General features: G+C 64.9%; 11 protein-coding genes and 1 pseudogene. 9 read left to right on the forward strand and 3 right to left on the reverse strand.

Going from position 1 to position 10,322, the window contains the following annotated elements; genetic code table 11:
• Nucleotides 1–84: 84 nt before the first annotated feature.
• Nucleotides 85–540: pseudogene (locus ACQKQA_RS28215) on the reverse strand (DNA-directed RNA polymerase subunit beta'); the annotation flags it as partial.
• On the opposite strand from ACQKQA_RS28215, the gene ribBA reads away from it, so the two are divergent.
• The 9 genes from ribBA to ACQKQA_RS28260 all read left to right on the forward strand — a co-directional run bounded on the left by ribBA (nt 496) and on the right by ACQKQA_RS28260 (nt 6,776).
• Complete coding sequence (gene ribBA, locus ACQKQA_RS28220) at nt 496–1,521, forward strand: bifunctional 3,4-dihydroxy-2-butanone-4-phosphate synthase/GTP cyclohydrolase II (protein ID WP_427564513.1); 1,026 nt, start codon at nt 496–498, stop codon at nt 1,519–1,521. The pseudogene ACQKQA_RS28215 and the gene ribBA overlap by 45 nt on opposite strands.
• A gap of 91 nt (nt 1,522–1,612) precedes the next feature.
• The gene (gene ribH, locus ACQKQA_RS28225; protein ID WP_003228649.1) at nt 1,613–2,089 is read left to right on the forward strand and encodes a 6,7-dimethyl-8-ribityllumazine synthase; all 477 of its coding nucleotides are present in this window, start codon (nt 1,613–1,615) and stop codon (nt 2,087–2,089) included.
• Nucleotides 2,086–2,586, forward strand: a complete 501-nt coding sequence (gene nusB / locus ACQKQA_RS28230) for a transcription antitermination factor NusB (protein WP_427564504.1) — start codon at nt 2,086–2,088, stop codon at nt 2,584–2,586. The genes ribH and nusB overlap by 4 nt, the downstream gene beginning before the upstream one ends.
• Nucleotides 2,587–2,604: 18 nt before the next feature.
• Nucleotides 2,605–3,570: a thiamine-phosphate kinase gene (thiL, locus tag ACQKQA_RS28235; RefSeq protein ID WP_427564505.1), complete on the forward strand. Its 966-nt coding sequence runs from the start codon at nt 2,605–2,607 to the stop codon at nt 3,568–3,570.
• Nucleotides 3,567–4,070: a phosphatidylglycerophosphatase A family protein gene (locus ACQKQA_RS28240; protein WP_427564506.1), complete on the forward strand. Its 504-nt coding sequence runs from the start codon at nt 3,567–3,569 to the stop codon at nt 4,068–4,070. Before thiL ends, ACQKQA_RS28240 begins: the two co-directional genes overlap by 4 nt.
• 10 nt (nt 4,071–4,080) lie before the next feature.
• Nucleotides 4,081–4,836 carry a substrate-binding periplasmic protein gene (locus ACQKQA_RS28245; RefSeq protein ID WP_427564507.1) on the forward strand — a complete coding sequence of 252 codons (756 nt, stop codon included), beginning with the start codon at nt 4,081–4,083 and terminating at the stop codon, nt 4,834–4,836.
• A 112-nt stretch (nt 4,837–4,948) separates the two neighbouring features.
• Nucleotides 4,949–5,566, forward strand: a complete 618-nt coding sequence (ribA, locus tag ACQKQA_RS28250) for a GTP cyclohydrolase II (RefSeq protein ID WP_427564508.1) — start codon at nt 4,949–4,951, stop codon at nt 5,564–5,566.
• Nucleotides 5,563–5,982, forward strand: coding sequence for an MFS transporter (locus ACQKQA_RS28255; protein ID WP_427564509.1), 420 nt, complete (start codon nt 5,563–5,565; stop codon nt 5,980–5,982). The genes ribA and ACQKQA_RS28255 overlap by 4 nt, the downstream gene beginning before the upstream one ends.
• Entirely contained in the window at nt 5,982–6,776 is a 795-nt protein-coding gene (locus ACQKQA_RS28260; protein WP_427564510.1) for a cobalamin-binding protein, read from the forward strand. Before ACQKQA_RS28255 ends, ACQKQA_RS28260 begins: the two co-directional genes overlap by 1 nt.
• An 18-nt stretch (nt 6,777–6,794) precedes the next feature.
• Here the strand turns inward: ACQKQA_RS28260 and ACQKQA_RS28265 are convergent, their stop codons facing one another.
• Nucleotides 6,795–8,693 carry a TonB-dependent receptor domain-containing protein gene (locus ACQKQA_RS28265; RefSeq protein ID WP_427564511.1) on the reverse strand — a complete coding sequence of 633 codons (1,899 nt, stop codon included), beginning with the start codon at nt 8,691–8,693 and terminating at the stop codon, nt 6,795–6,797.
• 139 nt (nt 8,694–8,832) lie between these two features.
• The coding region (gene dxs, locus ACQKQA_RS28270) for a 1-deoxy-D-xylulose-5-phosphate synthase (RefSeq protein WP_427564512.1) at nt 8,833–10,322 on the reverse strand (1,490 nt) is incomplete at its 5' end.

Raw genomic sequence — 10,322 nt, forward strand, 5'->3', positions numbered from 1 at the left:
GAAGCGGCGACGTTTATCCCAACGCCACCAACCGCGCCGCCAGGGCCTTGGCCTGGCTGGCCACATCGGTCACCGCGGTGCTTTCAGCAGACGCAGGATGTCGTGTGGATCGCTTGGACCGTCGGAGATAACTTCGCCGCGGTTTACCTGTTCACCTTCGAAGACGTTCAGGTGGCGCCACTTCGGAATCAGCTCTTCATACGGATCACTACCGTCGTTCGGGGTAATGACCAGACGGCGCTTGCCCTTGGTCTCTTTACCGAACGCGATGGTGCCGCTGACTTCAGCCAGAATCGAGGCCTCTTTCGGACGACGAGCTTCGAACAGGTCGGCAACACGCGGCAGACCACCGGTGATGTCGCGAGTTTTCGAAGTTTCTTGCGGAATACGAGCGATAACGTCACCGATCGCGATCCGCGCACCGTCCGCCACGCCGACCAGAGCGTTGGCTGGCAGGAAGTACTGAGCCGGTACGTCGGTACCTGGCAGCAGCAGATCCTTGCCATCGTCACCCACCATCTTCACGGCAGGACGGATGCCGAGTGCTGCAAGGCCGAGCACATCAACTTCATGGCCAAGCACGCCCGCGGCCTGATCTGCATGCCGATGAGCCGCGAGCGCTGCGAGCTGCTCAAGCTGCCCCTGATGGCGCCGCGCAACGGTTCCGGTTTCGGTACCAAGTTCACCGTGTCCATCGAGGCCACCACCGGCGTGACCACCGGCATCTCCGCCGCCGACCGCGCGCGCACGGTGCAGGCTGCCGCCGCCAAGGACGCCAAGGCCGAAGACATCGTCAGCCCGGGCCACATCTTCCCGCTGATGGCCCAGCCGGGCGGCACCCTGGCCCGTGCCGGCCACACCGAGGCGGCCTGCGACCTGGCGCGCATGGCCGGTTTCGAGCCGAGCGGGGTGATCTGCGAAGTGATGAACGACGACGGCACCATGTCCCGTCGCGCCGAGCTGGAAACCTTCGCCGTCGAACACAACATCAAGATCGGCACCATCGCCGACCTGATCCACTACCGGATGATCCACGAACGTACCGTTCAGCGGATTGCCGAGCAGCCGCTGGACAGCGAACTGGGCCAGTTCAACCTGGTGACCTATCGTGATTCGGTAGAGGGCGACGTGCACATGGCGCTGACCCTGGGCAACATCTGCGCCGAAGAGCCGACCCTGGTCCGTGTGCACAACATGGACCCGCTGCGCGACCTGCTGATGGTCAAGCAGCCTGGCCGCTGGAGCCTGCGGGCCGCCATGGCCACGGTGGCCGAGGCGGGCAGCGGCGTGGTGCTGTTGCTGGGCCACCCACTGGACGGCGACGTGCTGCTGGCGCACATCCGCGAAACTTCCGAGCACACGCCGGCGAAGAAACCGACCACCTACAGCATCGTCGGTGCCGGTTCGCAGATCCTGCGCGACCTGGGCGTGCGCAAGATGCGCCTGATGAGTGCGCCGATGAAGTTTAATGCGATATCCGGTTTCGACCTGGAAGTTGTAGAATACGTGCCCTCCGAATAAAAGCCGGCTGCCTGCGGCTTGAAATTCGCGGTTCAAATATCACTGGCGAGCGCGTAACGAACGCGCTCCGGCTCTTTAAGAGATTTGTCGAATGACCCTGAAGACCATCGAAGGTACCTTCATCGCCCCCAAAGGCCGCTATGCCCTGGTGGTCGGCCGTTTCAACAGCTTCGTCGTCGAAAGCCTGGTCAGCGGCGCCGTTGATGCCCTGGTTCGTCATGGCGTGAGCGAAAGCGACATCACCATCATCCGTGCTCCTGGCGCCTTCGAGATTCCGCTGGTGGCGCAGAAAGTCGCGCAGAAGGGCGAATTCGCGGCGATCATCGCCCTGGGCGCGGTCATTCGTGGCGGCACTCCGCACTTCGAATACGTGGCGGGCGAATGCACCAAGGGCCTGGCCCAGGTGTCCATGGAGTTCGGCGTACCGGTCGCTTTCGGCGTGCTGACCGTCGACTCGATCGAGCAAGCCATCGAACGTTCCGGCACCAAGGCCGGCAACAAGGGTGCTGAGGCTGCCTTGTCCGCTCTGGAAATGGTCAGCCTGCTGGCGCAGTTGGAGGCCAAGTGATTAGCGACGATAGCGATCGTTTCAACCCGCGCGATCCGAAACCCGCGGATGCTGGCAAGCCATCCAAGAGCGCCAAGCGTCGCGAAGCCCGCCAGCTCGCGACCCAGGCGCTGTACCAATGGCACATGGCCAAGCACTCGCTGAACGAGATCGAAGCGCAGTTCCGGGTCGACAACGATTTCACCGACATCGACGGTGCCTACTTCCGTGAGATCCTGCACGGCGTACCGGCCAACAAGAAAGAGATCGACAGCGCTCTCGCCCCTTGCCTGGACCTCGCCATCGAAGAGCTGGACCCGGTCGAGCTGGCGGTCCTGCGCCTGTCCACCTGGGAGCTGCTCAAGCGCGTCGACGTGCCGTACCGCGTTGTGATCAACGAAGGTATCGAACTGGCCAAGGTCTTCGGTTCCACCGACGGCCACAAGTTCGTCAACGGCGTACTCGACAAGCTGGCCCCACGTCTGCGTGAAGCTGAAGTGAAGGCGTTCAAGCGCTGATCCGCGCTTGCAGCTGCCATGGGCGAGTTTGAGCTGATCCGTAACTTCTTCGCTGCCGCGCCTTGTGCGCAGGGCGGCGAGGGCGTTGCCCTGGGGATTGGCGACGACTGCGCCTTGCTGGCTGTTCCCCCGGGCGAACAGTTGGCGATTTCCACCGACACCCTGGTGGCCGGTGTGCATTTCGCAGACCCCTGCGACCCTTTCCTGCTCGGCCAGCGCTCGCTGGCAGTGGCGGTCAGCGACCTGGCGGCCATGGGCGCCGCGCCCCTGGCCTTCACCCTGGCCCTGACCCTGCCGACAGTCGAAGCCGCCTGGCTGCAAGCCTTTGCCAATGGCCTCTGCGCCATGGCGCAAGGTTGCGGCGTGCGCCTGGTGGGCGGCGACACCACGCGTGGCCCCTTGACCCTGACCCTGACTGTATTCGGACGTGTGCCCGCGGGCCAGGCGCTGACCCGCAGCGGTGCCCGGCCGGGCGATCTGCTGTGCGTCGGTGGCGAACTGGGCAACGGCGCCGGGGCCTTGCCCCTGGTGCTCGGGCAGCGCCGCGCCGAACCGCAGATCGCCGAGCCCCTGCTGGCCCATTACTGGTCGCCGCAGCCGCAACTGGCCCTGGGCCAGGCGCTGCGCGGCAAGGCCAGCGCGGCCCTGGATATCTCCGATGGCCTGCTGGCCGATTGCGGGCATATCGCCGCTGCTTCAGCTGTCGGCTTGCTGATCGAAAGCGAAAAACTGCCGATGTCCAAGGCGCTGCTGAGCTTTCTCGGCGAGAATGGCGCCCGCGCGGCGGCGCTCAGCGGCGGCGACGATTACGTGCTGGCCTTCACCCTGCCCGAAACCGAGCTGGCACCGCTGCTGGCGGCCGGCTGGCCGGTGCATGTGCTGGGGCGGGTCGTGGCCGGGCAGGGTGTGGTGCTGCTGGATGCCGAGGGGCAGGACATCACCCCGGGTACCCGGGGCTATCAACATTTTCCGGAGACACCGTGACAGATCATCCCAAGCAGGTTCCGGCCGAGAACGTGCCGCCTTCCGTCTGGCGTAATCCCTGGCATTTCCTGGCCTTCGGCTTCGGCTCGGGCACTTTGCCCAAGGCGCCGGGTACCTGGGGCTCGCTGGTGGCGCTGCCCTTCATTCCGCTGTGGCAGATGCTGCCGGACTGGGGCTACTGGTTGATGCTCGGCGTCACCATGCTGTTCGGCTTCTGGCTGTGCGGCAAGGTCGCCAACGACCTGCGGGTACATGACCACGAAGGTATCGTCTGGGACGAAATGGTCGGGATGTGGATCACCCTGTGGCTGGTGCCGCAAGGCTGGTACTGGTTGCTGGCGGGGTTCCTGATGTTCCGCTTCTTCGACATTCTCAAGCCCTGGCCGATCCGCTGGATCGACCGGCATGTGCACGGCGGTATCGGGATCATGCTCGACGACGTGCTGGCCGGGGTCTTCGCCTGGTTGGCGATGCAGGGCCTGGTGTGGTGTTTTACCTGAGGAATCAGCCATGGGGGTCGCTCGCGTTCTGCTGGTAATGCTCTGTGTCTTGACCGCTGGCCTGGTTCAGGCCGGCGGCGCGGCGCTGCCCGGAGAAATCCGGGTGGCCAGCGAGGAGTGGGACAACTACACCCAGGCCGATGGCCAGGGCCTGGGCTGGGATATCCTGCGGGAGATCTTCGAGACCCAGGGCGTAAGGCTCGATCGGCGCAGCGTGCCTTACACCCGTTCGGTCGGGCTGGTGCAGCGGCGCGAGGTCGATGCCCTGGTGGGCTCTTATCGGGACGAGGCCGAGGGCGCCCTGTATCCGCGCTGGAATTACGACACCGACCATATCTATAGCCTCGGGCTGGCGACGAACCTGCCGCCGACCCTGGCCACCCTCGGCGACTATCGCCTGGTCTGGGTCCGTGGTTACCGCTACCAGGACTACCTGCCCAACATCAAAGGTTTCAATGAAATCCGTCGGCGGGTCGGGATCCTGCCGATGCTGCAGCAGGGCCGCGCCGACTTCTATATCGATGCCCTGACCGAAGTCGATTTCCTCCTGACCCAGGCCGAGAACCGCTCACAGTTTCGCCGCACCCACCTGGTCGAGCTGCCGCTGTTCCTGGGCTTTGCCGACAATGAACGGGGGCGGGAACTGCGCGCATTGTTCGATCGACGGATGGACGAACTGGTGAAAAACGGCGGCTTGCGCCCGATTTTCCAGCGCTGGAATCAGCCCTATCCATTCGATGACCAACGTCTACCCGGCGAGCGTTGATCTAACTTATCGATCTTTATGTCCGATAATTCAGCCTAAGCGCCTGTCGGAAGCTGCTGCTACAATGCCGCCTCTGCGAATCTCAAGTCCCATACAGATCAGGAGCACAACGGTGCCCGTCGTTTTTGTTGCCGCTTCCAAGCTGCCCACTCCTTTTGCGCAATTCACCATGCACGGTTTTCTCGATGAAGCCACCGGCCGCGAGCACGTAGTGCTCAGCCTGGGTGATATTGCCGATGGCGCTCCGGTGCTCGGCCGGTTGCACTCCGAATGCCTGACCGGCGATGCCCTGTTCAGCCAGCGTTGCGACTGCGGTTCGCAACTGGAAGCCGCCCTGCAGGCAATCGCCCGCGAAGGTCGTGGCGTGCTCCTGTACCTGCGTCAGGAAGGCCGCGGCATTGGCCTGCTCAACAAGATCCGCGCCTACGAACTGCAAGATGGCGGCGCCGACACCGTCGAGGCCAACGAGCGCCTGGGCTTTGCCGCCGACCAGCGTGACTACGCCATGTGCCTGCCGATGCTCGAGCACCTGGGCGTGAAATCCCTGCGCCTGATGACCAACAACCCGCGCAAGGTCAAAGCCCTGACCGAGATGGGCATAGTCGTCGCCGAGCGCGTGCCGCTGCACACCGGCCACAACCCGCACAACCGACTCTACCTGGCCACCAAGGCCAGCAAGCTCGACCACATGATGGGCAACGAGCATCAGGGCGAGGTAGACCGGGCGTGACCCGCGGTCAGGTCCGGCGGCGCCTGGCCGTCAGCTGGTGGCAATACCTGGCGCTGGCGCTGCTGCCGCTGTTCGTGATCAACCTGGTGTTTGGCCAGGGCGAGGCGCTGCTGCCGATCCTGGCGATGCCGTTTTTCATCGCCGGGGTGGCTTCGATGTTTGTCAGCCTGCGTTTCTTCGGCGGCTACAAGCGGGCGTTGATCGCCACCCATGAAGCCCTTGATACCCCTTTGGAACCGGCGGCCTGGATCAAACTGGCGGGCTGCCGTCGTGCGGCGTTCCTGGCGGCGGCGCTGCCGGCCTGGATCGGCGCGCTGGCGGTGTTCGTCGGTCTGGAGGCGGTGCCGCTGGTCCTCTTGGCGCTGTCCACCGCGGTGCTGTTCTACCTCTACCGTATCCCGCGTCAGCTCGGTTGATGCGCCGTTGGCTGGCAGTCCTGCTGCTGGCCCTCGCTGGCCCGGCGCTGGCGGTCGAGCGGGTGGTCAGCCTTGCCCCTTCGCTGTCGGAAATCGTCATCGAACTGGATTCCGCCGACCTGTTGGTCGGCGTGCTCGACGCCGGCGAACGCCCGCCTGAGTTGCAGAAGTTGCCGTCCGTGGGCCGCTACGGCCAACTGGACATGGAGCGCCTGCTCAGCCTCCGACCGGATCTGCTCCTGCTCTGGCCCGGCAGCGTCGGCCCGGCCCAGCGCGACCAGTTGGCCCGCCTGGGGATCCCGACCCTGGTCGTCGAACCCCACAATCTCGACCAGCTCATTACCCAGATCGAAACCATCGCCGTTCGGCTGGGGCGTGAACAGCGTGGTTTGGCGCGGGCCGGCGAGTTGCGGCAGCAACTGTCCAGCCTGCGTCAGCGGTATGCCCGCCGTGAGCCGGTGAAGGTGTTCTATCAAATCTGGGACCAGCCGCTGTACACCGTAGGCGGTGGGCAAATCATCAGCGACGCCCTGAGCACCTGTGGTGCGCGCAATGTGTTTGCCGACCTGCCGCAACCGGCGCCCCAGGTCAGTGTCGAGGCGGTGCTGCAGCGGGACCCCGACGTGATCCTGGCTGGAACCCAGGCGCAGCTGGATGCCTGGAGGGCCTGGCCGCAGTTGAAAGCGGTGGCCCAGGGGCGGCTGTTGTCGGTCAGCGATAAAGGCCTGGAACGGCCGAGCGGGCAGATGATCGCGGCGACGGCCAAGCTCTGCGAATTGCTCAGTCCTGAGTAGGGCTACTGGGCCGCCTGGCTAAAGCTCCGGCGTCCAGGTCACCCCGAACATCCAGGTCCGGCCTTCTTGGCGGTAGTCGTAATTGTTCTCGAAGTTCGGGTCGAGGTGGCTGTAGCGCGAACGGGTGTAGGTCCGGTCCAGCAGGTTGTCGACCTTCAGCGACAGCAGCAGCTCCCGGCTCAGTGTCCAGCTGCCGCGTAAGCCAAGTAGGGCGTAGCCGCCCAGGCGCTGTTTGTTGGCCTTGTCGTCGTAGCTGCTGCTCACTGCTTGCCAGCTGGCGCCCAGACCCAGGCGTTCGAACTGCCGGTCCAGATCCAGGTTAAAGGTTCGCCGCGCACGGCGTTGCAAGGTGTGACCGCTGTCGCGATCGCGCGGGTCGATGATGGCCAGCCCGAGGTTGCTTTGCCAGCCGAACAGTTCCTGTTTCAGCGCGGCTTCAAAGCCATCGATCCGGGCCGAGGCGATGTTGTCCGGACGTCGTGCCACCGGGTCAAAGAGGATCGCGTCCTCAAGCTCGGTACGGTAGAGCGAGGTTTCCAGGCGGCTGGTTTCGCTCAACTGGCTGCGCCATTGCAGTTCGTAGCTTTTCGAGTGCTCCGGCTTGAGGTCGGGGTTGCCGTTGTCGGGGTAATACAAGTCGCTGAACGTTGGCGCCCTGAACCCTTCGCTGTAGGACAGCAGCAGCTCGTTATCCGGGTTCAGCGGTAGGGTGAAGGTACCGCTCCAGGTGTTCTGGCCGCCGAACTGCTGGTTCTGGTCGCGACGCAGGCCCAGTTCGGTAGAGAAGTCCTCGGCGCGAAAGCGGTGCTGGATAAAGGCAGCGCGGTTCCAGCGGCTGTCTTCGTCGAACGCTGCGCTGCTGTTGACCCGGTCTTGATACCAATCGGCACCGAGGATCAGACTGTTGCGCTCGTCGAGGGCCAGGTCGTTCTGCCAGATGAGCGAGTCGCGATAGGTGTTGAACACACTGCGTTCATCGCTGAGCTTGTCTCGCTTCTTGTCACGGTTTTCGCTGTGGCCGAACTCCAGGCGCGAGGACCAGCGATCGTTGAGGCGGGCGTCGATGTAGCTGCCAATGCTGCTGATGCTGAAGTCGGTATAGGGCTTCTGTTCGACGCTCACACCGCTGTCCGGAATATAGCGCCCGAATGGGCTGTCGTATTCGCTGCGGCCCCGGTTGTCCAGCAGGTTCAGGCCGACCTCAAGGTCGTCGCTCAGGGTATGGTTGAGGGTGAAACTCAGCGACTTGCTGCGATAGGCATCGTGATCGCCATCGCTGGGGTAGGACTGGTGGGTCCAGTTGATACCGGCCGTGTCATCCAGGCTGGCGCCGAGGTTGAAGCGGGTCTGCCCATCGCCGCCGGACAGGCCGACGCTGCGTTCCCAGCTCTGGTGGCTGCCCACTCCCAGATGCAGGCGCGGTTGCAGGCCCTGTTCGCTGCCGCGTCGGGTGAAGATCTGGATCACCCCGCCAATGGCGTCGCTGCCGTAGATCGCCGAGCGCGAGCCGCGCAGCACCTCCACCCGCTCGATCTGCTGGATATTCAGGTACTGCAGGTTGCTGTCGCCGGAGCTTGCGCTGCCGATGCGTTGGCCGTCCACCAGCACCAGGGTCTGCGCCGACGAGGTGCCGCGAATGAAGATCCCTGGCACGCTGCCGCGACCGCCGCTCTGCGCCACCTGCACCCCCGGCACCCGTTGCAGCAGGTCGGTGACACTGGAGGGTTGCAGGCGCTCGATATCGTCGCGGGTGAACACCGTGTTGGCGGCGCTGCTGTCGTTGCGGGCTTGCACCTGGCGGTTGGCGCTGATCAGCACGTCCGGCAGCTTGAGGGCCTGTTCGCGGTCGAGGGTATCGGCCAGCAGTTGGCCGGTGGGCAGCAGGATAAAGGGCAGGACGAGGCGGGAGGCTTTCATCGGCAATCTGTTGCGAATGGAGCATGGGGGAAAGCTGTAGCCGCTACCGCAGGCTGCGATAAGGTCCGCAGGACCTTCCTGCGCCCGCAAAAGCGACGCCCCCTTCGGAGGCGATCGCAGCCTGCGGCAGCGGCTACAGTTACAGGCCGAGCAGTTGCAGGCGGGCCTGTACGGCGGCTTCGATACCGGCTTCGTCCAGGCCGCATTCGGCCAGCATCTGCGCCGGTTTGGCGTGTTCGACGTAGAGGTCCGGCAGGCCCAGGTGCAGGAGCGGCTTGAGAATGGCCGCGCTGGCCAGGAACTCGCCGACCGCGCCACCGGCGCCGCCCATGATGGCGTTCTCTTCGATGGTCACCAGCAGCTCGTGGCTGGCGGCGATTTCGCGCACCAGGGCTTCGTCCAGGGGTTTGACGAAGCGCATGTCGACTACGGTGGCATCCAGCTTGTCGGCGACTTTCAGCGCCTCGGCCAGTTGCACGCCGAACACCAGCAGGGCGACCTTGCGGCCCTGGCGGCGCACTATGCCCTTGCCGATCTCGATCGGTTCCAGGTCTTTTTCGATCGGCGCGTTCGGGCCGCTGCCGCGGGGGTAGCGCACGGCGGCCGGACCGTTGTAGCGGTGGCCGGTGCTGAGCATCTTGCGCAGTTCGTTCTCGTCGCTCGGGGTCATCACCAGCATGCCGGGGATGCAGCGCAGGAACGACAGGTCGAAGCTGCCGGCGTGGGTCGGGCCGTCTTCGCCCACCAGGCCGGCGCGGTCGATGGCGAACAGCACGTCGAGGTTCTGCACCGCCACATCGTGCACCAGCTGGTCGTAACCACGCTGCAGGAAGGTCGAATAGATCGCCACCACCGGCTTGGCGCCTTCGCAGGCCATGCCGGCCGCCAGGGTCACGGCGTGCTGCTCGGCGATCGCCACGTCGAAATAGCGCAGCGGGAAGCGTTCGCTGAAGGCGACCAGGTCCGAGCCTTCCTTCATCGCCGGGGTAATGCCCACCAGGCGTGGGTCGGCGGCGGCCATGTCGCACAGCCACTCGCCGAACACCGCGGAGTACTTCGGCCCGCCGGCTTTTTTCGGCGCGGCGGCCGGAGCGTCCAGGGGTTCGAGCTTGGTGATGGCGTGGTAGCCGATCGGGTCGACTTCCGCCGGGGCGAAGCCCTTGCCCTTCTTGGTCACCACATGCAGGAACTGCGGGCCTTTCAGATCGCGCATGTTGCGCAGGGTGGCGATCAGGGTCGGCAGGTCATGGCCGTCGATCGGGCCGATGTAGTTCCAGCCCAGCTCTTCGAACAGGGTGCCGGGAACCAGCATGCCCTTGGCGTATTCTTCGGTACGGCGGGCGATTTCCCAGGCGCCGGGCAGGCGCGACAGCACCTTCTTGCTGCCTTCGCGCATGCTGGCGTAGGTGCGGCTGGAGAGAATCTTGGCCAGGTAGTTGGACAGGCCGCCGACGTTGCGCGAGATCGACATGTCGTTGTCGTTGAGGATCACCAGCATGTTGGCGTCCACTTCCGGCGCGTGGTTCAGCGCCTCGAAGGCCATGCCCGCGGTCAGGGCGCCGTCGCCGACCGCCAATGAGGCCATGGCGCTGCTGCATGACCGCTTTGCCGGTGAGTACCTGGCGCGGT

The sequence above is a fragment of the Pseudomonas sp. NPDC089530 genome (assembly GCF_050280705.1).
GTDB lineage: Bacteria > Pseudomonadota > Gammaproteobacteria > Pseudomonadales > Pseudomonadaceae > Aquipseudomonas.

Excerpts from the sequence above, each read along its gene's own strand:
- ribH (WP_003228649.1), top strand. The coding sequence starts at position 1,613 with ATGACCCTGAAGACCATCGAAGGTACCTTCATCGCCCCCAAAGGCCGC.
- thiL (WP_427564505.1), top strand. The coding sequence starts at position 2,605 with ATGGGCGAGTTTGAGCTGATCCGTAACTTCTTCGCTGCCGCGCCTTGT.
- ACQKQA_RS28245 (WP_427564507.1), top strand. The coding sequence starts at position 4,081 with ATGGGGGTCGCTCGCGTTCTGCTGGTAATGCTCTGTGTCTTGACCGCT.
- ACQKQA_RS28260 (WP_427564510.1), top strand. The coding sequence starts at position 5,982 with ATGCGCCGTTGGCTGGCAGTCCTGCTGCTGGCCCTCGCTGGCCCGGCG.
- ACQKQA_RS28265 (WP_427564511.1), bottom strand. The coding sequence starts at position 8,693 with ATGAAAGCCTCCCGCCTCGTCCTGCCCTTTATCCTGCTGCCCACCGGC.